Source organism: Pseudomonas sp. Tn43 (assembly GCF_014192635.1).
Classification (GTDB): Bacteria; Pseudomonadota; Gammaproteobacteria; order Pseudomonadales; family Pseudomonadaceae; genus Aquipseudomonas.
The window spans coordinates 12,844-36,204 of record NZ_JACHYG010000021.1 but is presented as its reverse complement, the minus strand read 5'-3'; the positions used below and the strand labels follow the sequence as shown (position 1 = coordinate 36,204).

The following is a 23,361-nucleotide window of genomic DNA, read 5'->3' as shown; positions in this document are numbered from 1 at the left end:
TCGCTCCTACGAAGTGTGGAAATTAAATGCGCCGCTGTCCCGTAGGAGCGAGGCTTGCCCGCGAAGAGGCCATGGCAGACACCACAAAACACCACTTTCCCGCCCCCATAAAAAAAGGCCACCCGAAGGTAGCCTTTAAAAAACTAGAGAGGTTTTTTGCTTACACGGCCGCAACAGGGCGCATGTAAGAGATCGGTGCAGTGCTGGCGTCTTCGAACGTCACGACTTCCCAAGCATCTGTCTGCTCAATCAACTTGCGCAGCAGCTGGTTGTTCAATGCATGTCCGGACTTGAAGCCCTTGAACTCACCAATCAGGCTATTGCCCAGCAGGTAGAGGTCACCAATTGCATCGAGGATCTTGTGCTTCACGAATTCGTCTTCATAGCGAAGGCCATCTTCGTTCAGTACACCATCCGCGTCGACCACGATTGCGTTTTCAACGCTGCCGCCGAGTGCGAGGTTGTGCTTGCGCAGGTACTCGATGTCACTCATGAAACCAAAGGTACGGGCGCGGCTGACTTCTTTTACGAACGAAGTGCTGGAAAAATCCACGCTTGCACTTTGTGTGCGGTCACGGAAAACCGGGTGATCGAAATCGATCTCGAAACTCACTTTGAAACCTTCGAAAGGGACGAAAGTGGCGCGCTTGTCGCCGTCTTCCACTGTCACTTCCCGCAGGATCCGGATGAACTTCTTGGCGGCGTCCTGTTCTTCCAGGCCGGCCGATTGAATCAGGAATACGAAGGGTCCAGCGCTACCATCCATGATCGGGACTTCGGACGCGGAGAGCTCGACGTAGGCGTTATCGATGCCCAGGCCAGCCATGGCCGAGAGCAGGTGCTCCACCGTGTCCACTTTGACGTCACCGTTAACAAGCGTGGTCGACATAGTGGTTTCGCCAACGTTTTCCGCGCGGGCAGGAATCTGCACCACAGGGTCGAGGTCAGCACGACAAAACACAATGCCGGTGTCGACGGGCGCTGGCTTGAGGGTCAGGTAGACCTTCTCCCCGGAGTGCAGGCCGACACCTGTGGCACGGATAATATTCTTCAGGGTGCGTTGTTTTATCATGGCATGGGCCGCTTCAGCGCAAATTGCGAACTGGTATCAACAAAGGCTGGCGATGATAGCAGACCAGACCTTTGCTGAACACCAATCACCCTAATACCCCTGATACATTTCATCAATCGGCCTGACGACGCAGGAAAGCCGGGATGTCCAGGTAGTCCAGGTCATCTTGCGGGTTCATCTTCGCGGCAGTCGCAGCACCGGCCTGAGCCTGGTTGCGCATGACGGTCGGACGGTCCAGGTCACGGTAATTCACCGCAGGCTGTTCCTGACGAACAGGGGCTTGTTGTTGTGGCTGGGAAGCCATCGAGGTGTGAACGGTATTGTCGATGACCTTGACAGGCTTCTCGATTTTAGCGCCTAAACCGGTGGCAACAACAGTCACGTGCAGCTCGTCGCGCATGTCCGGATCGATAACGGTACCGACCTTGACCATTGCGTGCTCGGAAGCGAAGGCTTCGATGATGCTACCCACGTCGGAGTACTCACCCAGGGACAGGTCAGGACCGGCGGTGATGTTCACCAGGATGCCACGTGCGCCTTGCAGGTTCACGTCTTCGAGCAACGGGTTGCGAATAGCCGCCTCGGTGGCTTCGCGCGCACGGTTCGGACCGCTGGCGCAGCCAGTGCCCATCATCGCCATGCCCATTTCGGACATCACGGTGCGTACGTCGGCGAAGTCAACGTTGATCATGCCCGGACGCTTGATGATGTCGGAGATACCGCGAACGGCACCGGCCAGTACATCGTCAGCCTTGGCGAAAGCCGACAGCAGGCTGGCGTCTTTACCGAGGATGGTCAGCAGCTTCTCGTTGGGGATGGTGATCAACGAGTCGACGCTTTCAGACAGCAGACGAATACCTTCGTCGGCGAGCTGCATGCGCTTGCGACCTTCGAACGGGAACGGACGGGTCACCACCGCTACGGTGAGGATCCCCATTTCCTTGGCCACTTCGGCAATGATTGGCGCAGCACCGGTACCGGTACCACCGCCCATGCCGGTAGTGATGAACACCATGTTGGTGCCCTGCAGGACTTCGGCAATGCGCTCACGGTCCTCGAGAGCGGCCTGACGACCTACTTCAGGGTTGGCACCGGCGCCCAGACCTTTGGTCACGCTGGTACCCAGTTGCAGGATGGTCCGCGCGCTGATGCTTTTCAGCGCCTGGGCATCAGTGTTGGCGCAGATGAATTCAACGCCTTCAATGTTGCTCTTGACCATGTGATTGACAGCGTTGCCGCCGCCACCGCCAACACCGATAACTTTAATTACCGGGCTTGCGGGGATGTTGTCTACGAGTTCGAACATGTTCCCTCTCCTTACGTTCTCTAGTTTTTTTCGCCTACTGCGTTTTGCTGCTTTTACCGCATGCCGCTTGAAACTTGTCGCTTGAAACTGCTTTGTCAGAAGTTGCCTTGGACCCAGCTCTTGAAGCGATCGAGCAAGGCAACTTTCGGTTCGTCGTTGCTGTAGCTGTCGCGGCTGCCGATGCCCGAGAACGAAATCCCGTCGGACTGCTTCTGCAGGCCGTACATCAACAGGCCGACGCCGGTGGAATAAATCGGGTTGCGGACCACGTCGTCCAGGCCCTTGACGCCATGCGGCACGCCCAGGCGAACCGGCATGTGGAAAATTTCTTCGGCCAGTTCCACCGCGCCTTCCATCTTCGACGTACCGCCGGTCAGCACGATGCCGGCCGGGATCAGGTCTTCGTAGCCACTGCGACGCAGTTCGGCCTGGATCAGGGTGAACAGCTCGTCGTAACGCGGCTCGACCACTTCGGCCAGGGCCTGACGTGACAGTTCGCGCGGTGGACGGTCGCCGACGCTCGGCACCTTGATGGTTTCACCGGCACCCGCCAGTTTGGCCAGGGCACAGGCGTAGCGAATCTTGATTTCTTCGGCGTATTGGGTCGGGGTGCGCAGCGCCATGGCGATGTCGTTGGTCACCTGATCGCCCGCAATCGGAATCACCGCGGTGTGGCGGATCGCGCCTTCGGTGAAGATCGCGATGTCAGTGGTGCCACCGCCGATGTCCACCAGGCACACGCCCAGCTCTTTCTCGTCGTCGGTCAGGACCGAGTAGGCCGAGGCCAATTGCTCGAGAATGATGTCGTCGATTTCCAGACCGCAGCGGCGTACACATTTTTCAATGTTCTGTGCGGCGTTGACGGCGCAAGTGACAACGTGAACCTTGGCTTCCAGACGCACGCCGGACATGCCCAGCGGCTCGCGAACGCCTTCCTGGTTATCGATCACGTAATCTTGCGGCAAGGTATGCAGCACGCGCTGGTCAGCCGGGATCGCCACCGCCTGGGCAGCGTCAAGAACGCGCTCAAGGTCGGCAGAGCTGACTTCGCGATCACGAATCGCCACGATGCCGTGGGAGTTCAGGCTGCGAATGTGATTGCCCGCCACGCCGACAAATGCCGAGTGGATCCGGCAACCGGCCATCAGCTGCGCTTCTTCGATCGCGCGCTGGATCGATTGCACGGTGGACTCGATGTTCACCACTACGCCTTTTTTCAGGCCGCGGGACGGATGAGTACCGATCCCGACGATTTCGAGCGTGCCGTCGTCCGAGACCTCGCCTACCAGCGCCACCACCTTGGAGGTGCCGATATCGAGACCGACGATCATTTTGCCGCTTTGCACGTTTGCCATGGTCCTGCCTCTTCTTAATTCTGCGCGACAGCGGGTTGGGCTGTCGTGGGCGCTACAGGTTCCCGCCAGCCAACAGCGAGGCCGTTGGCGTAGCGCAGATCGATGCGCGCAATGTTCGTAATCTGCTCTTTGAGCGTCTTGTCATAGATGGCAATGAAGCGGCGCATCTTTTCCACCAGCTTGCCGCGTCCCAGCAGCAGTTCGATTCCCGGGCCCGCGCTGCCGGCGCCGGTGGTCAGGAACCAACTGCCTCGTTCACGCAACTCCAGGCGTGCAATCGAGAAGCCCAATGGCCTGAGCATCTGGCTCAGCACCTGGTATTGCTGCATCACTTGCTGCTGGGCCCGCTGCGGGCCGAACAACTGCGGCAAGTGTTCGTAGTTCGCCAGTTCACGCGGGGTGAACGCCTGCCCCTGGTTGTTCAACAGCGACTCATCGCCCCAACGGGCCACCGGCAGTTGTTCTTCCAGGCGAATCACCACCTGATCGGGCCATACCCTGCGCACTTCGGCGTGAGCAATCCATGGCATCTGTTCAAGCTCGGTGCGCATGCCCGCCAGGTCGATGGTGAAGAAGCTCGACGCCACGAATGGGGCGATCCGCTGCTGCACCGCTTGCTGGCTGATGTAACTCAAGTCGCCCTGTACCGCGATCCTGGTGATCGGCCGGTCGGCGTACGGCAGCAAACGCTGTGCGCCTTCATAAGTGCCAAACCCCAGCGCGACCAACAGCACGGGCCAGAACAGACTTTTCAGAAAACCAAAATTGGCTTTCGGCAGGCGCGCAGACATCGGCTCTTTGGCCACCATTCGGCTGGCACCCCGCGGCACCGGCTTGCGGCCGGGAGCGGAAGGCTGATGACGTAGCTGAGCGCCTTGCATGGTCTTAACCTCTTGTCGGCTCTTGGTTACCGGCAGCATTGCCGGTAACGCTGGCGGCCAGAATCGCCAGAACCAATTGCTGGAAATCCAGGCCAGCGGCACGGGCCGCCATCGGAACCAGGCTGTGATCGGTCATCCCCGGTGCGGTATTGACTTCCAGGAACCAGAACTGCCCGTCGGCGTCCTGCATCACGTCTGCCCTGCCCCAACCGGCGATCCCCAGCGCCTCACAGGCTTTGGCCGTGAGGTCCATGAGTTCTTTTTCCTTGTTGCTGTCCAGGCCACACGGAATCCGGTACTGGGTATCGGAAGCCACGTACTTGGCGTCGTAGTCGTAGAAACTGTGGGTTGTGCCCAGGGCAATTGGAGGCAACACCTGGTCACGCAGGGTGGCGATGGTGAACTCTGGTCCTTGAATCCATTGCTCGACCAACACTTGCGAATCGTAGGTACTGGCCGCTTTCCACGCGTCGATCAATTCAGACGCGGAAGTCACTTTGGCCATACCGATACTGGAACCTTCATGGGCCGGTTTGACGATCAAAGGGAAGCCCAGTTCCGTGGCCGCCGAAATACAATCGGCCTCAGAGCTCAGTACCGCGTGGCGTGGCGTCGGAATACCGAGGCTGTGCCAGACCTGCTTGGTGCGCAATTTGTCCATGGCCAGGGCCGAGGCCAGAATGCCGCTGCCGGTGTACGGAATCCCTGCACATTCCAGCAGGCCCTGCATGCTGCCGTCTTCACCGCCACGACCGTGGAGGATGATGAAGGCGCGGTCGATTTTCTCGTTCAGCAGACGCTGCAGCAGGTCATCGCCCACATCGATGCCGAAGGCGTCCACACCGGCGCTTTGCAGTGCGTCGAGCACCGCGTTACCCGATTTCAGGGAGACTTCACGCTCGGCACTCTTGCCGCCGAACAGCACGGCGACACGGCCGAAATCTTTCGGCGCGATCGTGGAAACGAGGTTGGCGTAAGCAGCAGTCATTTCAACTTCCCCACGCTTGGCGCGGCAACCGCGCCAGCGAACAACGGACTGTTCAATAGTTTCGGTGCGAGACCGCCGATATCACCGGCGCCCTGGCACAACAGAATGTCGCCGGCACGCAGCAGCGGCTTGACGATTGGCGCGAGGTCGACGCCACGCTCGATGTAGATCGGGTCGAGCTGACCGCGCTGGCGAATGCTGTTGCACAGCTTGCGGCTGTCAGCACCCGGAATCGGTTCTTCACCGGCCGGATAGACTTCCATCAACAGCAGCACATTGGCGTCGGCCAGCACATTGACGAAATCGTCGTACAAGTCGCGGGTGCGGCTGTAACGGTGGGGCTGATACACCATCACCAGACGACGCTCCGGCCAGCCACCGCGCACGGCTTTGATCACGGCCGCGACTTCGGTCGGGTGATGACCGTAGTCGTCCACCAGCATCACGTTGCCACCTTCAACCGGCAGTTCGCCGTACACCTGGAAGCGACGACCGACACCCTGGAACCCGGACAGGCCCTGGACGATGGCTTCATCACTGACGCCCTCGTCAGTGGCAATGCAAATGGTCGCCAGTGCGTTCAGCACGTTGTGGTTGCCCGGCATGTTCACCGACACATCCAGCGGCTCACGATCAGGACGCAACACGGTAAAGAAGGTCTGCATGCCTTGTTGGCGCACATTGATGGCACGCACGTCGGCATCGTCGCCAAAGCCATAAGTGACCGTCGGACGCTTCACCTGCGGGAGGATTTCACGCACCACCGGATCGTCCAGGCACATCACCGCCAGACCATAGAACGGCAGGTTGTGCAGGAACTCGACGAAGGTTTTCTTCAGCTTGTTGAAGTCGCCGTCGTAGGTCGCCATGTGGTCGGCGTCGATATTGGTGACCACAGCCACCAGCGGTTGCAAGTGCAGGAAGCTGGCATCGCTTTCGTCGGCTTCGGCAATCAGGTAGCGGCTGGTGCCGAGCTGGGCATTGGTGCCCGCGGCATTCAGACGACCACCGATCACGAATGTCGGGTCCAGGCCACCGGCGGCGAACACCGAAGCGATCAGGCTGGTGGTGGTGGTTTTGCCGTGGGTACCGGCGACGGCGATGCCGTGGCGGTAGCGCATCAGTTCAGCCAGCATCTCGGCCCGTGGTACCACCGGAATACGGCGTTCCAGGGCGGTGGCCACTTCCGGGTTGGACGTGTTCACAGCGCTTGAGGTGACCAGCACATCGGCGTTCGCGGCGTTCTCGGCACGGTGGCCGATATAAATGTGGGCGCCGAAGGATTCCAGGCGCTCGGTCACCGGCGATGCCTTGAGGTCGGAACCGGACACTTCATAGCCCAGGTTCAGCAACACTTCGGCAATGCCGCACATGCCCACGCCGCCGATACCGACGAAGTGGATGCGACGGATGCGGCGCATTTCCGGGTGCGGCATGGCTTTCTTGTTCTCAACCATGGGCCACCTCCAGGCAGGTATCGACCACGTTACGAGTGGCATCGGGTTTGGCCAGGCGGCGTGCCGCGGTGGCCATGTCGTTGAGTCGTTGCGGTTGCATCAAGACCTCTGTCAGGCGAGCGGCAAGGTCCGCTGCGCCAGTCGTTCTTTGCGGCATCAGGAAGGCAGCGCCTTCACGGGCCAAATAATCGGCGTTGCGGGTCTGGTGATCGTCGATCGCGTGGGGCAAAGGCACCAGCATCGAGGGCAGACCGGCAGCCGCCAGTTCACTGATGGTCAATGCGCCTGCACGGCACACCACCAGGTCGGCCCAGCCATAGGCTTGGGCCATGTCTTTGATGAAAGGCTGCACGTGCGCCTCGACGCCAGCTGCGCGATAGCGCTCTGCAGTCACTTCATCATGGTTTTTGCCGGCCTGATGAAACACGTCCGGACGCAGGTCGGCAGCGACTTGCGACAGGGCTTCAGGCAGCAATTTGTTCAACGGCTCTGCGCCCAGGCTTCCGCCCAGGATCAGCAAACGCGCCTTGCGACCGGCCAGGGCAGGTCGCGGTGTTTCGAGGAACAGCTCGGTACGCACCGGGTTACCGGTGGTGCGACGGCTGTTCGACAGGGTAAAGGTGTCGGGGAACGCTTCACAGACTCGGGCGGCCAACGGCACCAGCAACCGATTGGCGGTACCGGCGACGGCGTTCTGCTCATGAACGATCACCGGCACGCCGGACAATTTGGCTGCAACACCGCCCGGCCCGGTCACATAACCTCCGAAGCCGACCACGCAGACTGGCCGCAGCTGACGAATGACCGCCCGTGCCTGCCAGATCGACTTGAGCAACATGAACGGCGCCATGAGCAGGGACAATTTGCCCTTGCCGCGCAAACCGCTGGCGTTGATCCGATGCAATTGAAGGCCGGCCGCCGGCACCAGATCGTTCTCGATCCCGCGCGGCGTGCCCAACCAGTGCACGGTGTAACCGCGGGCCTGGAACTCGCGAGCGCAGGCCAGTGCCGGGAACACGTGGCCCCCGGTGCCGCCCGCCATGATCAATACGTTAGCGCCCATGGGTCGGCTCCTCGGCGAAGTCGCTCTCATGGAACTCCATCTCTTCACTGCCCAAGTGGGTTCGACTCTCCCACTCGATGCGTAACAACAAGCCAAGACAGGCACAGCAGATCACCAACGAGCTGCCGCCATAACTGAGGAATGGCAGGGTCAGCCCCTTGGTTGGCAGCAGGCCCACGTTCACTCCGATGTTGATCAGAAACTGACCGATCCACAGGAACGACAAGCCATACGCAATGTAAGCGGCGAAAAACTGTTTGGCCTTCTCGGCCCAGTAACCGATGTACATGCCACGAATACAGACAAAGACGAACAGCGCCAGGGTGCACAACGAACCCACGGCCCCCAGTTCTTCGGCCAGCACCGAGAACACGAAGTCAGTGTGGGCTTCCGGCAGGTAGAACTGCTTCTGCACGCTGTTGCCCAGGCCAACGCCCAGCCACTCGCCACGACCGAAAGCGATCAAGGCTTGAGATAACTGATAGCCCGCACCGAACTGGTCGGCCCACGGGTCCGCGAAGTTGGTCAGTCGCGCCATTCGATACGGCTGCATTTGAATCAACAACACCACCGCACCGACAGCCAGGACAACCATCAGGGAAAAACGGAACAGCCCGACGCCGCCAAGGAACAGCATCGCCGCAGCGGCCCCCATCATCACGACCGTGGCACCGAAGTCCGGCTCCATCAGCAACAGGCCCGCCATCGGCAGCAGAACGATGAACGGCTTGAAGAAGCCCATCCAGCTTTCACGCACTTCTTTCTGGCGACGCACCAGATAACCGGCGAGGTAGATCACCACGAACACCTTGGCGATCTCGGAAGGCTGAACGTTGAAGAAGCTGAAGCCGATCCAGCGCATCGAACCGTTCACCTCGCGACCGATCCCGGGGATGATCACCATCACCAGCAAACCGAAAGCGCCAATCAGCATCAGCCAGCCCAGGCGTTGCCAGGTAGCAATCGGAATCATCATGCTGACGATGCAGGCACCAAGGCCCAGCACCACGTAGATCAGGTGGCGGATCATGTAATACAGGGCACTGCCCGATTGCACCGCCGCCACTTCAGTGGATGCCGATGCAATCATCACCAGCCCCAGCCCCAGCAGTGCCAGGCAACCGGCGAGCATCGGGAAATCGAGGTCAATGCCGCGCCCGGTGATGATCGGCGACGGGTACGGCTTGATGATATTCAGGAGGCTCATGCCAAGTCCTCCACGGCGCGGACAAACTGGTGACCGCGATCTTCGTAGTTCTTGAACATGTCGAAACTGGCACAGGCCGGCGACAGCAGCACTGCGTCGCCCTTTTCGGCGATGGCGCGGCATTGGGCGACTGCTTCGATCAGCGAGCCGACGCGAATCAGTGGCACGGCGTCGCCGATGGCCTCGCCGATCTTGTCGGAATCACGGCCCATCAAAATGACGGCGCGGCAGTTGGCCGCGACCGGATCACGCAGGTCCTTGAACTCGGCACCCTTGCCATCGCCACCGGCGATCAGCACGAGTTTGCCGTCGATGTCCGCACCCAGGCCTTCGATGGCGGCCAGCGCGGCGCCGACGTTGGTGGCTTTGGAATCGTTGTAATAGCTCACGCCATCGAGCTCGCGTACCCATTGGCAGCGATGCTCAAGCCCGGCGAAATTGCGCAAGGCCGAAAGCATGGCGTCGAACGGCAACCCCACGGCGTGGCCCAGCGCCAATGCCGCGAGGGCGTTGGACTGGTTATGCGCGCCACGAATCTTCAATTCGCGCACTGGCATCAGGTTCTGGAATTCGAAGGCCAGGTACTTCTCGCCGTCCTCTTCCCGGATCCCGAAGGCCTTGAAATCGGGTTTGCTCAAACCGAAGGTCCAGCACGGCTGACCTTCGCCCATCAGCGGACGGCTCAGGGCGTCCTGACGATTGACCACAAACTGCCGGGCACCCCGGAAGATCCGGTGCTTGGCCAAGTGATAGGCCGGCAGACCGCTGTAGCGGTCCATGTGGTCTTCGCTGATATTGAGCACGGTCGCCACTTCGGCGTTGAGTTGATCGGTGGTTTCGAGCTGGAAGCTCGACAACTCCATCACGTACAACTCGACGTCATCGCTGAGCAAATCCAGCGCCGGCGTGCCGAGATTGCCACCAACGGCGACACGCTTGCCGGCTGCCGCGGCCATCTCACCCACCAGGGTGGTGACGGTGCTTTTCGCATTGGAACCGCTGATGGCGACAATCGGCGCCTTCGCGTTACGCGCGAACAGCTCGATGTCGCCGGACAACTTCACGCCACGGGCGGCGGCAGCCTGCAGGGCCGGGGTCGCCAGCGCCAGGCCGGGGCTCACGTAGAGCTCGTCGGCACGGCACAGGAACTCGACGTCCAGCTCGCCACAACGCACTTCCACGTGCGGATAGTCACGCTTGAGCGTGGCCAGTTCCGGTGGATTTTCCCGCGTGTCGGCGACAGCAAACGACACGCCCCGGTTCGCCAGGAAGCGAACCAGGGACATGCCGCTCTTGCCGAGGCCGACAACGATGCGGAAGTGGTCAGAAGCGATCAGGGACACTCGTTCTACCTCAGCTTCAGGGTGGCAAGGCCGATCAGCACCAGAATCACGGTGATGATCCAGAAACGGACGATCACGCGCGGCTCGGGCCAGCCCTTGAGTTCAAAGTGGTGGTGTATCGGTGCCATGCGAAACACACGGCGACCGGTCAACTTAAAGGAGGCAACCTGGATGACAACCGACAGGGTCTCCATCACGAACACGCCGCCCATGATGAACAGGACGATTTCCTGGCGGACGATCACCGCGATGGTGCCCAGGGCCGCGCCCAGCGCCAGTGCACCGACGTCGCCCATGAATACCTGGGCCGGATAGGTGTTGAACCAGAGGAAACCCAGACCCGCGCCGATCAACGCACCGCAGAACACAATCAACTCACCGGCGCCCGGCACGTAGGGAATCAGCAGGTATTCAGCGAACTTCACGTTACCCGACAGATAGCAGAAGATCCCCAGGCCGCCGCCGACCATCACGGTAGGCATGATCGCCAGACCGTCGAGGCCGTCGGTCAGATTGACTGCGTTGCTGGAGCCGACAATCACGAAATAGGTCAGGACGATGAAACCCGCGCCCAGCGGAATGCTGTAGTCCTTGAGCATGGGCAGGATGAGGGTGGTTTCTACCGGCGTTGCCGCGGTCATATAAAGGAAGACCGCCGCGCCCAGGCCGAACACCGACTGCCAGAAATACTTCCAGCGGCTCGGAAGGCCACGGGAGTTTTTCTCGATGACTTTGCGGTAATCGTCTACCCAGCCGATGGCGCCAAACAGCAAGGTGACCAACAACACCACCCAAACGTAACGGTTGGCCAGGTCGGCCCAGAGCAAGGTGCTGACACCGATGGACGAAAGAATCAGCGCCCCGCCCATGGTCGGGGTACCGGATTTGGACAGGTGCGATTGCGGGCCATCGTTGCGAACGGATTGACCGATCTGACGGTTCTGCAAGGTGCGGATCATCCACGGGCCATAGCACAGCGACAAGACCAGCGCGGTCAGCACACCGAGAATCCCCCGCAGGGTCAGGTACTGGAAGACCGCGAAGCCTTTGTAGAACTGTTGCAGATACTCCGCTAGCAGCAGCAGCATTAATGTTTCTCCAGACGGGTCCCGCACAAAGCGGCGACGATGTTTTCCATCGCGGCGCTGCGCGAGCCCTTGATCAAAATGGTGGTGTTTGGGTCCTGCTCGGCTTCCAGGGCCTTGATCAGTTCAGCCTGAGTACTGAAGTGAAAAGCCTGCTCGCCGAAAGCGTTTACGGCGTGAACCATCATTGGCCCGACCGCGTAAAGCGCGGAAACCTTGCCGCGGGCGTACTCGCCCACATCGCGGTGCCCCTGCTCCGCCCAATCGCCCAACTCGCCGATATCTCCGAGCACCAGAATGGTGCGGCCGGAAAAGCCGGCGAGTATATCAACGGCGGCGCACATGGAGGTGGGGTTTGCGTTATACGTGTCATCGATCACGCGCATACCGTTAGTTGCCAGTTGCGCAACGGCGCGCCCCTTGACCGGTTGCACCGCATTGAGCCCCGAAGCGATATGCGACAAGGACACGCCCAAGGCATAAGCGGCGGCAGCGGCAGCAACTGCGTTGGTAACGTTATGCCCGCCGAGCAGGTTCAATTGAATTCGGGCAATACCTTGCGGTGTGTGCAGTTCGAATGCAGGGCAGCCGCGTGCATCGGAAACGATGAAACTGGCATAAAAATCCGCGCCGGCATCCAGTTGAGAGAAACTCATCACCTGGCGGGCAGCGGCACGAGCCTTCCAGATTGGAAACGCTTTGTCGTCGAGATTCAAAACGGCGACGCCCGAAGCATCCAGCCCTTCAATGATCTCGCCCTTGGCCTCGACGATTTTTTCCGGGCCACCGAACTCGCCAACGTGAGCAGTACCGGCATTGTTCAGCACGGCGACATGGGGTTTGGTCATGGCAACGGTATAGGCAATTTCGCCGAGCCGCGAGGCCCCCAGTTCAATGACTGCCGCCGTGTGTTCCGGTGCCAGTTCGAGCAGGGTCAGCGGAACACCAAGGTCATTGTTCAGATTGCCACGGGTCGCCAATACAGGACCGCGCGTGCGCAGGATGCTCGCGAGCATTTCCTTGACCGTGGTCTTGCCGCTGGAACCGGTAATGGCCACGACCGGTTGAGTGAACGCCGCACGGTTCATCGCGCCCAATTGGCCGAGGGCCTGACGGGTGTCCTTGACCAGCAGTTGCGGCAGCGCGCTGCCAGCAACTTCGCGCTCGACCAGGGCACCCACGGCGCCTTTGGCGGCGACGTCATTGAGGTAGTCATGGCCATCGAAACGCGGGCCGGCCAGGGCAATAAACAGCTGGCCAGGCTTGATTGCGCGACTGTCGATGCTGACGCCGTCGAAGCTGGCGTCGCCGGCAATCAGGCGACCATTCAATGCACGGGTCAGTTCGCTCAGTTTCAAGGCCTTAAGCATGAGCCACCTCCCACGCGGTCAGGGCGTGATCAGCCTCGACCAGATCGGAGAAAGCGTGGCGCTCGCCGTTGATTTCCTGATAGTCCTCGTGACCTTTACCGGCCAGGACAATCACGTCATCGGCCGATGCACTGGCGATCAATTGGGCAATCGCCTCGCCACGGCCAGCGACGAAGGTCACTTTATCCACAGCGGTAAAACCGGCGCGGATGTCGTCGAAAATCACGGTTGGGTCTTCGGTGCGCGGATTGTCATCGGTGACCAGTACGCCATCGGCCAGACGTTCGACCACTTCTGCCATCAGCGGACGCTTGCCGCGATCGCGATCACCACCGCAACCGAACAGGCACAGCAACCGGCCTTTGGCGTGTGGACGCAGGGCCATCAAGACTTTTTCCAGCGCATCCGGCGTGTGGGCGTAATCGACCACCACCAATGGCTGGGTACCGCCACCCAGGCGCTGCATGCGACCGGCCGGACCTTCGAGTTTGGGCAGCACCTTGAGGATTTCGTCCAGCGCGTAGTCCAGCCCGAGCAAGGCGCCGACCGCGGCCAACACGTTGCTCAGGTTGAAACGACCGAGCAAGGTGCTGCGCAAATGGTGCTCGCCTTGCGGCGTGACCAGCGTGGCGCGCACACCTTCATCGTCGAACTGCGCCTGGCGGCAATACAGGTAGGCGCCGGCATCTTCCAGGCTGTAAGTGATCAGTCGCGACTCGCCCTCATCGGCAGCCAGTTGCCGGCCGAATTCGTCGTCCAGGTTGACCACCCGGCACTTCAGGTCATTCCAGGCAAACAGCTTGGCCTTGGTTTCGCCATAAGCCTGCATGGTGCCGTGGTAATCCAGATGGTCGCGCGACAGGTTGGTCATCACCGCCACATCGAAGGCCAGTGCGCTCACGCGGCCCTGATCCAGCCCGTGGGAAGAGACTTCCATGGCCACGGCTTTGGCGCCGGCTTTTTTCAGGTCGGCGAGGGTCGCTTGCACCGCAATCGGGTTCGGCGTGGTGTGCAGACCGCTTTCCAGCGCGCCGTAGAAACCGGAGCCCAGGGTGCCGACAATGCCGCAGTGCTGACCCAGCAGGTCGAGCGCTTGGGCGATCAATTGGGTCACGCTGGTTTTACCGTTGGTACCGGTCACGCCGATCAGGTTCAAATGACGGCTCGGATCGCCATAGAAACGCCCGGCAATGTCCGACAGCTGCGCCGCCAGGCCCTTGACCGGAATCAACGGCACGTCGGTGATTGGCAGCACAGTCGCGCCTTCGACTTCATAAGCCACGGCAGCAGCGCCGCGTTGCAAGGCGTCGGCGATGTGCGCGCGCCCGTCGAACTTGCCACCAGGCACCGCGAGAAACAGATCGCCTGCTCGTACGTTACGGCTGTCCAGCGCCAATTCGCGAATCAGCAGATCGCGACCGGCGTGGGCGAATATCTTGTTCAGGCTCAGCGACATCAGCCGCGCCCTCCATTGGCTTTCAGCGGAACGACCGGTGTGGCGTTCGCTTGTTGAGTGGCAGGCAGGTTGTCCGGGGTGATGTTCATCAGGCGCAAGGTCCCGGACATCACTTTGCTGAACACCGGCGCCGATACCAGACCGCCGAAGTAACCGGCTTTGGTCGGCTCATCGATCACCACCACGATTGCGTAGCGCGGATCGCTCATCGGGCCGAATCCGGCGAACAGCGAGCGGTAGGAATTCTCGGCGTAGCCTTTGGTACCGACCGACGTTTTACGTGCAGTACCCGACTTGCCGCCCACGTGATATGCCGGCACTTGCGCACGGAATACACCGCGCGGGGCTTCGATCACTTGTTGCAGCATCGTTTGCATGGTTTTCGCGACGGCTTCCGGCAATACCTGTGTGGTTTGCGGTGCCTTGTCGGTTTTGATCAGGGTCAGGGGTGCAAGGCGACCATTGTTGGCCAAGGCCGAAAAGGCGTGGACCAACTGGATCGCCGTCACCGAAATACCGTAGCCGTAGGACAGCGTGGCGGTTTCAGCCTTGCGCCATTCGCGGTAGTTCGGCAGGTTGCCGACGCGCTCGCCCGGGAAACCGAGCCCGGTGTCCTGGCCGAGGCCGACTTTCTGCGCCAGGCGGAAAATCGTTTCGCCGCCGATATCGAACGCAATCTTACTCATACCGACGTTACTGGAATTGATCAGAATGCCGGTCAGGTCGAGTACCGGGCCTTCACTCTTGGAGACGTCCTTGATGGTGTACTTGCCAATCTGCAAAGAGCCTGGGTACACCTCAACCGTGTCGGTCGGCTTCCAGCGCCCGGTTTCAATCGCGGCGCTCATGGAGATCGCCTTCATGGTCGAACCCGGTTCGAACACGTCGATCATCGCGCGGTTGCGCATCATCGAAGGTTGCAGGTTACGACGGTTGTTCGGGTTGTAGGTCGGCTGGTTGACCATGGCCAGGATCTCGCCGGTCTTCACGTCCATGATCACCAGGCTACCGGCCTTGGCGCCATTCTCGATGATTGCATTGCGCAGTTCACGGTTGGCCAGATATTGCAGGCGCAGGTCAATGGACAACGCCAAGGGCTTGCCGGCCTTGGCGTTTTTGGTGACCTGGACATCTTTGATCAGCCGGCCGCGCCGGTCCTTGATCACCTGCCGCTTGCCGGGCACGCCGGCCAGCCATTCGTCATAAGCCAGCTCGACGCCTTCGCGCCCGTGGTCATCGATGTCGGTGAAGCCGACCATGTGGGCGGTGACTTCGCCGGCCGGGTAGAAACGCCGGAACTCTTCAATGCCATAAACGCCCGGTACTTTCAGATCGAGCACGGCCTGGCCCTGCTCGGGGGTCAACCCGCGCACCAGATAAATGAATTCTTTGTTGGCCTGGGCTTCGAGGCGCTCAGCCAGGGCTTTCGGATCCTGTCCCAAGGCAGCCGCCAGTGCCGGCCACTTCTCTTTGGCCGTTTGCATTTCCTTGGCGTTGGCCCACAGGGTAGTGACCGGAGTACTCACGGCCAACGGCTCGCCATTACGGTCGGTAATCAGACCACGGTGAGCCGGAATCGGAATATGGCGAACGCTGCGCGCATCGCCCTGACCTTTGAGGAAGGCACGGTCGACCACTTGCAAATCAATGATGCGCCAGGCAATCGCCGCCACCATGATGCCGAGCAACCCGACCACCAGACGGAACCGCCAGGGAAAGAGCGCGCCTTCGAGTTTCATCATGGCGCCACCATCTGCACTTCAGCGGCGCCGGGAATGCGCATCTTCAGTTGCTCGGTAGCCAGGACTTCGATGCGGCTATGGGCGGTCCAGGTGCTTTGCTCGAGAATCAACCGCCCCCACTCCGCCTGCGCCTTGTCGCGCACGCTCAATTCACCGTACAGAGAGTTGAGCAGTTGACGATTCCAGTGCGCGCTATAGGACACGCCTATAGCCGACACAAGCACGCCGGCAAACAACAGCAGCATGAAAAAGCTTCCGCCGGGAAGTGGCTTGGCGAAAAGCTTGCTCACCGCAGCTTCTCCGCGACGCGCATGACGGCGCTACGAGAACGTGGGTTGGCTTTGAGTTCGGCCTCCGAGGCGGTCTGCGCTTTGCCATGGATTTTGATGATCGGTTCGAAAGCGACATGACGGACCGGCAGGTTGCGCGGCAAGTTGTCGGCTTCGCCTTTCACCAGCTTGCGCATGAACAGTTTGACGATGCGGTCTTCCAGCGAGTGGAAGCTGATAACGACCAGACGGCCGCCCACTTCAAGGCATTCCAGCGCCGCTTCGAGGCCGGCTTCCAGATCGCCCAATTCGTTGTTGACGTGAATACGCAGGCCCTGGAATGCACGGGTGGCCGGGTGCTTGCCCTTTTCCCATGCCGGGTTGGCGACTTTCAGCACTTCAGCCAGATCGCCAGTGCGCTCGAACGGCTTGATGTCGCGACGCTCGGCGACGGCACGTGCCATGCGTCCGGAGAAACGCTCTTCGCCGTATTGCTTGAACACCCGGGCGATTTCTTCCACCGGCGCGGTGTTGACGAACTCGGCGGCGCTTATCCCGCGGGACGGGTCCATGCGCATGTCCAACGGACCGTCGTTGAGAAAGCTGAAACCGCGCTGCGGGTCGTCGAGCTGTGGCGAGGACACGCCGAGGTCGAGCAGAACACCGCTGACCTTGCCGGCCAGACCGCGTTCGGCGACTTCCGAACCGAGCTCGGCAAAGCTGCGCTGCACAACGACAAAGCGGCCGTCTTCGGCCGCTAGCGTTTGCCCGGTGGCAATCGCTTGGGGATCTTTGTCGAATCCGAGCAACCGGCCATCAGGTCCGAGCTGACTGAGGATCAACCGACTGTGCCCGCCACGTCCGAACGTACCGTCCAGATAGCAGCCATCAGGACGTACGGCGAGAGCCTCGACGGCTTCGTCAAGCAGTACGGTGATGTGGTTAAAGCCGCTATCAATAGTCACAGGATTAAATCACGCAGTTCATCAGGCATGGCGCCCGGTTGTTGAATAGCAGCCAGGTCAGCGGCAGAAACCGCATTCCAGGCATCCTCGTCCCACAATTGGAACTTGTTCAGTTGGCCTACCAACATCGCGCGCTTATCCAACTTGGCATATTCGCGAAGACGCGGCGGAACCAGAAAACGACCACTGCCGTCGAGCTCGAGGTCGACGGCATTACCAATCAGTAAACGTTGCAGGCGGCGGTTCTCTTCGCGAAGCGAAGGCAATGCGCGCAGTTTGGTTTCGATAATTTCCCACTCATCGAGGGGATAAACACACAAACACGGATCAACGGCATCGATGGTGACGATTAATTGACCGGAACTACGCGAAACCAGCTCGTCACGGTACCGGCTCGGCATTGCGAGACGGCCCTTTGCATCGAGACTGATAGCGTTAGCTCCGCGAAACACGTCAGCGTTTCTCCAAATATTAGCGTTTTGCGCTCAAAAAACCCACTTCATGCCACTTTCCGCCACTTGCGCACACTATAGGAATGCGCCCACCACACCGTCAAGGCGCGCATTAAAGGAAAAGCCTTACAGAACGGAGATTTAGCCGCGGGAAAGAAGGGTTAACGAGAATCTGACGGATGAATTCGATCGATAACTTGAATCAGCACAGAAGGCTGCGTTCAAAAGTTAAAGTAGTTTGTTAAGAGTAAGATTTTTTCGGTATTACAAAAGCGCTTCTGCTATTGATTCAGCAGGGAGGGAAATTGCCATTACACACATCGCTGCCAATGATCCGGCAGAGAGGAAAAAAAGGTGGAGAGTCGATCTGTAAGCCGGGTTCTGTCTTGAACAGTCATTCGTCTACGATGGCCATCACTGGACATCTTTAGCAACCTACCCGGTCCCAGCGCGGGCCACGCCTTGGGACCCTATTTGGTCTTGCTCCAAGTGGGGTTTACCTAGCCACGAACTGTTGCCAGACGTGCGGTGCGCTCTTACCGCACCTTTTCACCCTTACCGGCGCCGAAGCGCTTAGGCGGTTATTTTCTGTGGCACTTTCCGTAGGCTCACGCCTCCCAGGCATTACCTGGCACTTCGCCCTATGGAGCCCGGACTTTCCTCCCCCCCCTAATTTTCATAGAGGGCAGCGACTGTCCGATCGACTCTCCGCCGCGAAGATTAACGGCAGAGCGGCCGAAGAACAAGCGCTAAAAGCCTCTGGCCGGCGCTGCACATCGGTTTTACTCGCCCTTCTGTTTATCCAGGGCGACCTGATAGAGCACATTCTTGCGTTCGCCAGTAATTTGCGCCGCCAATGCCGCCGCACGCTTGAGCGGCATCTCTTCGAGTAACAGATTGAGAATACGCATGGCTTCGCTGCTGACAGCGTCTTCGGTCTCAGGGGCAGACCAACCCGCCACCAACACCACGCACTCGCCACGCTGCTGATTGCTGTCCGACTCGACGAATTCGCGCAATTGGGCCAGAGGCAAGCCTTTAAGGGTTTCGAAGGTCTTGGTCAGCTCACGCGCCAGCAACGCTGGACGCTCGCCACCGAATACCAGCTCCATGTCTTGCAGGCATTCGAGGATGCGGTGCGGTGCTTCATAGAAAATCAGCGTGCGCGGCTCTTCTTTAACGAGCTCCAGACGCGCCCGGCGGCCGACAGCCTTGGCCGGCAAAAAACCTTCGAAGATAAAACGGTCCGACGGCAGACCCGCCGCCGACAATGCCGCAATCAAGGCACACGCTCCCGGAACCGGCACCACATTGATTCCCGCGGCACGAGCCTGACGCACCAGGTGATAGCCCGGATCGGAAATCAGCGGCGTCCCGGCGTCGGAAATCAACGCCACATCGTCACCCGCCAGCAGACGCGTGATAAAGCGGTTACCCTCCTCCCGCTCGTTGTGTTCATGACAGGCCGCCAGCGGCGTGGGAATACCGAAATGCTGCATCAATCGCTGGGAATGGCGAGTGTCTTCGGCCGCGATCAAAGCGACGTCGCGCAGGATTTTCAGCGCACGCGCACTGATGTCGTCCAGGTTGCCGATGGGCGTCGCCACCACATAAAGCGAGCCAGCAGCGGAATTCAAAGCACCTGGAGCAGTCAAAGCGCACACCTCATGATCGGTAAAAGGCGACATTGTAGCGCGTAGCGGCGCTTGCGATACGCCTCACTCTGCGCGGGTTTTCCAGCCTTTTGAGCAGTGCGGCAACATTTACACGAGCTAAATTGATCGATTCACGCCAGTAACATCGCGCCCCGGCCAGTGCTTGGGTACAATTCCACGCTAATTTGATCGAGTACCAGGAACACTACATGATCGCTTGCCTGCGGCTGTTCACTGCCCTCTGCCTCGCTGCCTTGCTGGCGGCTTGCGCCAGCTCGCCCTCCTCCAGCCTTGGCGAACTTCCACGGACCCCGGATGCCAGTATCGAGCAACTGCTCGAACAGGCCACTAAAAGCAAAGACCCGGAAAAAGCCGCCCTATTGCGCTTGAGCGCGGCAGACCTGGCTTATCGCCAGGGCAATGCCGGCCAATCCGCGCAAATCCTGCAACAGGTGCCGGTGGAACAACTCAAGCCGGGCCAGCAAGTCTTCGCCAGTACGTTGGCGGCTGAACTGGCCATGGTCCGCAATCAGCCCAAAGCGGCGCTGACTGCCCTGAGCCATCCGAGCCTGCAACGCCTGGGCGAACTGCCCGCCGAACAACAGGTTCGCACCGCCACCGTTCATGCCCGCGCCCTTGAGGCCGACGGCCAGACCCTGGCCGCCGCACGGGAGCGCATCTTTATTGCGCCGATGCTGGAAGGTGAAGCCGCGAGCAAAAACCACGAAGCGATCTGGAACCTGATCGCTTCGCTGCCAACCGATCAATTGCAGCCGATCACCGACGATGACTTCGGCGGCTGGATCCGTCTGGCGCTGGTGGTGAAAACGGCCGGCACGCTGGAACAGCAGCAAGCCGCGATCGACACCTGGCGCGAACAGAATCCAAAGCACCCGGCTGCCATCCAGCTGCCGTTGCCATTGACAAAACTCAAAGAACTGGCCAGCCAGCCCTTGAGCAAGATCGCCCTGCTGCTGCCCCAGGACGGCCCACTGGGTTCGGTTGGCAAAGCACTGCGCGAAGGCTTCATGGCTGCTCATTACCAGGCGCAACAAGCCGGGCAGAAGCCGCCAGCCATCGAGTTCTATGACAGCTCGCGCCTGACCTCTCTCGACGAGTTCTATCGCAAGGCCCAGGCCGACGGTGTGCAACTGGTAGTCGGCCCTCTGGAGAAGCCGCTGGTCAAACAACTCAGCGCGCGCCCGCAATTGCCGATCACCACCCTGGCGCTGAACTACAGCGAAGGCGAACAAGGTCCGGCTCAACTGTTCCAGTTCGGTCTTGCCGCCGAAGACGAAGCCCGCGAAGTGTCACGTCGCGCACGCGCCGATGGCCTGCACCGCGCCGCGATCATGGTGCCGAAAGGCGAATGGGGCGACCGCGTACTCAGGGCGTTCAGCCAGGACTGGCAAGCCAACGGTGGCAGCATCGTCGCTACCGAACGCGTCGACCAGCCGGTGCAACTGGCCCAGCAGATTGCCGACATGTTCCAGCTGCGCCAGAGCGAAGGCCGCGCCAAAAGCCTGCAAAGCACCGTTGGCTCGCAGGTTGCCGCCCAACCTTCGCGCCGCCAGGACATCGAGTTCATCTTCCTGGCCGCAACGCCGCAACAGGCTCAACAGATCAAACCGACCCTGAACTTCCAGTACGCGGGTGACGTGCCGGTTTACGCCACCTCCCATGTATTCAGCGCCAGCGGCGATCAGAACCAATACAACGACATGAACGGTATTCGCTTCTGCGAAACCCCATGGTTGCTGGATGCCAATGACCCCCTGCGCAAACAGGTCACTGCCCAATGGCCACAAGCCGGCGGCAGCCTGGGCCGCCTGTATGCGATGGGCGTTGACGCCTATCGCCTGGCACCGCGCCTGGGGCAACTCAAGGCCTTGCCGGACAGCCGCATCCAGGGTCAATCGGGCAGCCTGGGAATGACTCAGAGTCAACGGGTCGAGCGTCAGTTGCCATGGGCGGAGTTCATCAACGGTCAGGTTCAACGCCTGCCGGACACTTCGCGCTGATGCCTGACAGGTCACGCCAGCAAAGCGGTAAAGATGCCGAGCGTCATGCGCTCGAGCATCTTCAGCAACGAGGTCTGCGCCTGCTGGCGCAGAACTGGTTGTGTAAACGCGGCGAGCTTGATCTGGTCATGCTTGATGGCGATACAGTAGTATTCGTCGAAGTCCGCTATAGAAAAAACACCCAATGGGGTGGCGCGCTCGATAGCATCGATGGGCGCAAACGGCAGAAACTGATTTTCGCCGCGCAGTATTTTCTTCAGCGCGAGTCGCGTTGGGCCAATTCCCCCTGCCGCTTCGACGTGGTTGCCATCGACAGCAACCTTGATCAGTTGAATTGGTTGCAGAATGCCTTCGACAGCTGATCGCTTGCGTCCCGAACCGGACACTTTCACCCAACACTTTTGCTCTTTGCTTTGCGGGCTGCACATTCATGTGCCGAGTAGCCGCGCTAATTAAGGTCACACAGATGGACATGCAATCGCGAATTCGCCAGCTTTTTCAGGCCAGTATCGACACCAAGCAACAGGCGATGGACGTACTTGCACCGCACATCGAGCAAGCCAGCCAGGTCATGGTCAACGCCCTGCTCAACGAGGGCAAAATGCTGTCCTGCGGCAACGGCGGTTCCGCCGGTGACGCACAGCACTTCTCCTCCGAGCTGCTCAACCGCTTCGAACGCGAGCGCCCGAGCCTGCCTGCCATCGCGCTGACAACCGACAGCTCGACGATCACCTCGATCGCCAACGATTACAGCTACAACGAAATTTTCTCCAAACAGATCCGCGCCCTCGGCCAGCCGGGTGATGTTTTGCTGGCGATTTCCACCAGCGGCAATTCGGCAAACATAATTCAAGCGATCCAGGCCGCACATGATCGCGAAATGATTGTCGTAGCATTGACCGGTCGTGATGGCGGCGGCATGGCGTCACTGCTATTGCCTGAGGACGTCGAGATTCGCGTGCCGGCCAACGTCACAGCACGTATTCAGGAAGTCCACCTGCTGGCGATCCATTGCCTTTGCGATCTGATCGACAGCCAACTGTTCGGGAGTGAAGAATGACCCCTAATCGCCTAGGCCTTCTGGCCTTGACCCTGTGCCTTGGCATCAGCGGCTGCACCTCGGTGGTTAACGCCAGCCGTGAAGCGCCGATCGATGATGACCGTGGCACCCGCACCTTCGGCAGCAAGATCGACGACTCTCTGATCGAAACCAAGGCTGGTGTCAATATTGCCAAGGCCGATCCGGACCTGGACAACAATTCGCACATCGTCGTCACCAGCTTCAACGGCGTGGTACTGCTCGCCGGGCAAACCCCTCGTGCCGACCTCAAGGCCAAGGCAGAACAGGTTGCCGCCTCCGTTCAGCGTGTAAAGAAGGTGCACAACGAACTGCAAGTATTGCAACCGTCCTCATTGCTGGCGCGTCAGAACGACACTTGGCTGACCACCAAGATCAAGACCCAAATGCTCGCCGACGCCTCCATCCCGGGCTCGCGCATCAAGGTTGTGACCGAAAACGGCATCGTCTACTTGCTGGGTCTGCTGACCAAGCAGGAAGCGGCTCAGGCGACCAATTTGGTACAAGGCGTTTCCGGGGTGCAGAAAATCGTGAAGTTGTTCGAGTACATCGACTGACCCCTTGTTGGAGCACGATGGCATCCTTGATGTCGCCAT

At 60.1% G+C, this 23,361-nt stretch carries 21 protein-coding genes and 1 other RNA gene; 4 read left to right on the top strand and 18 right to left on the bottom strand.

Annotated elements, in window-relative coordinates; translation table 11 throughout:
- Window positions 1-160: 160 nt before the first annotated feature.
- From lpxC to rsmI, 18 genes are all read right to left on the bottom strand, one after another.
- Window positions 161-1,072: a UDP-3-O-acyl-N-acetylglucosamine deacetylase gene (gene lpxC, locus FHW68_RS26575; protein ID WP_007939852.1), complete on the bottom strand. Its 912-nt coding sequence runs from the start codon at window positions 1,070-1,072 to the stop codon at window positions 161-163.
- Window positions 1,073-1,184: 112 nt separating this feature from the next.
- The gene (ftsZ, locus tag FHW68_RS26570) at window positions 1,185-2,378 is read right to left on the bottom strand and encodes a cell division protein FtsZ (protein WP_007939850.1); all 1,194 of its coding nucleotides are present in this window, start codon (window positions 2,376-2,378) and stop codon (window positions 1,185-1,187) included.
- 95 nt (window positions 2,379-2,473) lie between these two features.
- Window positions 2,474-3,733: a cell division protein FtsA gene (gene ftsA, locus FHW68_RS26565; RefSeq protein ID WP_007904319.1), complete on the bottom strand. Its 1,260-nt coding sequence runs from the start codon at window positions 3,731-3,733 to the stop codon at window positions 2,474-2,476.
- Window positions 3,734-3,747: 14 nt separating this feature from the next.
- The gene (locus FHW68_RS26560; RefSeq protein ID WP_095632519.1) at window positions 3,748-4,614 is read right to left on the bottom strand and encodes a cell division protein FtsQ/DivIB; all 867 of its coding nucleotides are present in this window, start codon (window positions 4,612-4,614) and stop codon (window positions 3,748-3,750) included.
- A gap of 4 nt (window positions 4,615-4,618) precedes the next feature.
- Window positions 4,619-5,602, bottom strand: a complete 984-nt coding sequence (locus tag FHW68_RS26555) for a D-alanine--D-alanine ligase (RefSeq protein WP_095632520.1) — start codon at window positions 5,600-5,602, stop codon at window positions 4,619-4,621.
- Window positions 5,599-7,059 (bottom strand): UDP-N-acetylmuramate--L-alanine ligase, encoded by a 1,461-nt coding sequence (murC, locus tag FHW68_RS26550; RefSeq protein WP_183683850.1) that lies wholly within the window; start codon window positions 7,057-7,059, stop codon window positions 5,599-5,601. The genes FHW68_RS26555 and murC overlap by 4 nt, the downstream gene beginning before the upstream one ends.
- Entirely contained in the window at window positions 7,052-8,122 is a 1,071-nt protein-coding gene (murG, locus tag FHW68_RS26545; RefSeq protein WP_095632522.1) for an undecaprenyldiphospho-muramoylpentapeptide beta-N-acetylglucosaminyltransferase, read from the bottom strand. Before murG ends, murC begins: the two co-directional genes overlap by 8 nt.
- Window positions 8,112-9,329 carry a putative lipid II flippase FtsW gene (ftsW, locus tag FHW68_RS26540; RefSeq protein ID WP_095632523.1) on the bottom strand — a complete coding sequence of 406 codons (1,218 nt, stop codon included), beginning with the start codon at window positions 9,327-9,329 and terminating at the stop codon, window positions 8,112-8,114. Before ftsW ends, murG begins: the two co-directional genes overlap by 11 nt.
- Window positions 9,326-10,672 carry a UDP-N-acetylmuramoyl-L-alanine--D-glutamate ligase gene (gene murD, locus FHW68_RS26535; protein ID WP_183683848.1) on the bottom strand — a complete coding sequence of 449 codons (1,347 nt, stop codon included), beginning with the start codon at window positions 10,670-10,672 and terminating at the stop codon, window positions 9,326-9,328. The genes ftsW and murD overlap by 4 nt, the downstream gene beginning before the upstream one ends.
- A gap of 5 nt (window positions 10,673-10,677) precedes the next feature.
- Window positions 10,678-11,760: a phospho-N-acetylmuramoyl-pentapeptide-transferase gene (gene mraY / locus FHW68_RS26530; RefSeq protein ID WP_095632525.1), complete on the bottom strand. Its 1,083-nt coding sequence runs from the start codon at window positions 11,758-11,760 to the stop codon at window positions 10,678-10,680.
- Entirely contained in the window at window positions 11,760-13,127 is a 1,368-nt protein-coding gene (gene murF / locus FHW68_RS26525) for a UDP-N-acetylmuramoyl-tripeptide--D-alanyl-D-alanine ligase (protein ID WP_095632526.1), read from the bottom strand. Before murF ends, mraY begins: the two co-directional genes overlap by 1 nt.
- Complete coding sequence (locus FHW68_RS26520; protein WP_183683846.1) at window positions 13,120-14,583, bottom strand: UDP-N-acetylmuramoyl-L-alanyl-D-glutamate--2,6-diaminopimelate ligase; 1,464 nt, start codon at window positions 14,581-14,583, stop codon at window positions 13,120-13,122. Before FHW68_RS26520 ends, murF begins: the two co-directional genes overlap by 8 nt.
- Window positions 14,583-16,322, bottom strand: a complete 1,740-nt coding sequence (locus FHW68_RS26515) for a penicillin-binding protein 2 (protein ID WP_183683865.1) — start codon at window positions 16,320-16,322, stop codon at window positions 14,583-14,585. The genes FHW68_RS26520 and FHW68_RS26515 overlap by 1 nt, the downstream gene beginning before the upstream one ends.
- A complete protein-coding gene (ftsL, locus tag FHW68_RS26510) occupies window positions 16,322-16,615 on the bottom strand; it encodes a cell division protein FtsL (protein ID WP_032830409.1) in 294 nt (97 codons plus the stop codon). The genes FHW68_RS26515 and ftsL overlap by 1 nt, the downstream gene beginning before the upstream one ends.
- Window positions 16,612-17,559 (bottom strand): 16S rRNA (cytosine(1402)-N(4))-methyltransferase RsmH, encoded by a 948-nt coding sequence (rsmH, locus tag FHW68_RS26505; RefSeq protein WP_168185087.1) that lies wholly within the window; start codon window positions 17,557-17,559, stop codon window positions 16,612-16,614. The genes ftsL and rsmH overlap by 4 nt, the downstream gene beginning before the upstream one ends.
- Window positions 17,556-18,011, bottom strand: a complete 456-nt coding sequence (gene mraZ / locus FHW68_RS26500) for a division/cell wall cluster transcriptional repressor MraZ (protein ID WP_003205355.1) — start codon at window positions 18,009-18,011, stop codon at window positions 17,556-17,558. Before mraZ ends, rsmH begins: the two co-directional genes overlap by 4 nt.
- A 354-nt stretch (window positions 18,012-18,365) precedes the next feature.
- Window positions 18,366-18,719: RNase P RNA component class A (rnpB, locus tag FHW68_RS26495), an RNA gene on the bottom strand.
- Window positions 18,720-18,793: 74 nt separating this feature from the next.
- On the bottom strand, window positions 18,794-19,699 hold the full coding sequence (gene rsmI / locus FHW68_RS26490; protein ID WP_168185088.1) for a 16S rRNA (cytidine(1402)-2'-O)-methyltransferase: 906 nt from the start codon (window positions 19,697-19,699) through the stop codon (window positions 18,794-18,796).
- A 176-nt stretch (window positions 19,700-19,875) separates the two neighbouring features.
- On the opposite strand from rsmI, the gene FHW68_RS26485 reads away from it, so the two are divergent.
- The 4 genes from FHW68_RS26485 (at window position 19,876) to FHW68_RS26470 (ending at window position 23,322) form a co-directional block, all read left to right on the top strand.
- The gene (locus FHW68_RS26485; RefSeq protein ID WP_095632530.1) at window positions 19,876-21,687 is read left to right on the top strand and encodes a penicillin-binding protein activator; all 1,812 of its coding nucleotides are present in this window, start codon (window positions 19,876-19,878) and stop codon (window positions 21,685-21,687) included.
- Window positions 21,687-22,049, top strand: coding sequence for a YraN family protein (locus tag FHW68_RS26480; protein ID WP_095632531.1), 363 nt, complete (start codon window positions 21,687-21,689; stop codon window positions 22,047-22,049). Before FHW68_RS26485 ends, FHW68_RS26480 begins: the two co-directional genes overlap by 1 nt.
- A 104-nt stretch (window positions 22,050-22,153) precedes the next feature.
- Window positions 22,154-22,747 carry a phosphoheptose isomerase gene (locus tag FHW68_RS26475; protein WP_007904374.1) on the top strand — a complete coding sequence of 198 codons (594 nt, stop codon included), beginning with the start codon at window positions 22,154-22,156 and terminating at the stop codon, window positions 22,745-22,747.
- Window positions 22,744-23,322, top strand: a complete 579-nt coding sequence (locus FHW68_RS26470) for a BON domain-containing protein (protein ID WP_095632532.1) — start codon at window positions 22,744-22,746, stop codon at window positions 23,320-23,322. Before FHW68_RS26475 ends, FHW68_RS26470 begins: the two co-directional genes overlap by 4 nt.
- Window positions 23,323-23,361: the final 39 nt, after the last annotated feature.

Excerpts from the sequence above, each read along its gene's own strand:
- lpxC (WP_007939852.1), bottom strand. The coding sequence starts at position 1,072 with ATGATAAAACAACGCACCCTGAAGAATATTATCCGTGCCACAGGTGTC.
- ftsZ (WP_007939850.1), bottom strand. The coding sequence starts at position 2,378 with ATGTTCGAACTCGTAGACAACATCCCCGCAAGCCCGGTAATTAAAGTT.
- ftsA (WP_007904319.1), bottom strand. The coding sequence starts at position 3,733 with ATGGCAAACGTGCAAAGCGGCAAAATGATCGTCGGTCTCGATATCGGC.
- FHW68_RS26560 (WP_095632519.1), bottom strand. The coding sequence starts at position 4,614 with ATGCAAGGCGCTCAGCTACGTCATCAGCCTTCCGCTCCCGGCCGCAAG.
- FHW68_RS26555 (WP_095632520.1), bottom strand. The coding sequence starts at position 5,602 with ATGACTGCTGCTTACGCCAACCTCGTTTCCACGATCGCGCCGAAAGAT.
- murC (WP_183683850.1), bottom strand. The coding sequence starts at position 7,059 with ATGGTTGAGAACAAGAAAGCCATGCCGCACCCGGAAATGCGCCGCATC.
- murG (WP_095632522.1), bottom strand. The coding sequence starts at position 8,122 with ATGGGCGCTAACGTATTGATCATGGCGGGCGGCACCGGGGGCCACGTG.
- ftsW (WP_095632523.1), bottom strand. The coding sequence starts at position 9,329 with ATGAGCCTCCTGAATATCATCAAGCCGTACCCGTCGCCGATCATCACC.
- mraY (WP_095632525.1), bottom strand. The coding sequence starts at position 11,760 with ATGCTGCTGCTGCTAGCGGAGTATCTGCAACAGTTCTACAAAGGCTTC.
- murF (WP_095632526.1), bottom strand. The coding sequence starts at position 13,127 with ATGCTTAAGGCCTTGAAACTGAGCGAACTGACCCGTGCATTGAATGGT.
- FHW68_RS26520 (WP_183683846.1), bottom strand. The coding sequence starts at position 14,583 with ATGTCGCTGAGCCTGAACAAGATATTCGCCCACGCCGGTCGCGATCTG.
- FHW68_RS26515 (WP_183683865.1), bottom strand. The coding sequence starts at position 16,322 with ATGAAACTCGAAGGCGCGCTCTTTCCCTGGCGGTTCCGTCTGGTGGTC.
- rsmI (WP_168185088.1), bottom strand. The coding sequence starts at position 19,699 with ATGTCGCCTTTTACCGATCATGAGGTGTGCGCTTTGACTGCTCCAGGT.
- FHW68_RS26485 (WP_095632530.1), top strand. The coding sequence starts at position 19,876 with ATGATCGCTTGCCTGCGGCTGTTCACTGCCCTCTGCCTCGCTGCCTTG.
- FHW68_RS26480 (WP_095632531.1), top strand. The coding sequence starts at position 21,687 with ATGCCTGACAGGTCACGCCAGCAAAGCGGTAAAGATGCCGAGCGTCAT.
- FHW68_RS26475 (WP_007904374.1), top strand. The coding sequence starts at position 22,154 with ATGGACATGCAATCGCGAATTCGCCAGCTTTTTCAGGCCAGTATCGAC.
- FHW68_RS26470 (WP_095632532.1), top strand. The coding sequence starts at position 22,744 with ATGACCCCTAATCGCCTAGGCCTTCTGGCCTTGACCCTGTGCCTTGGC.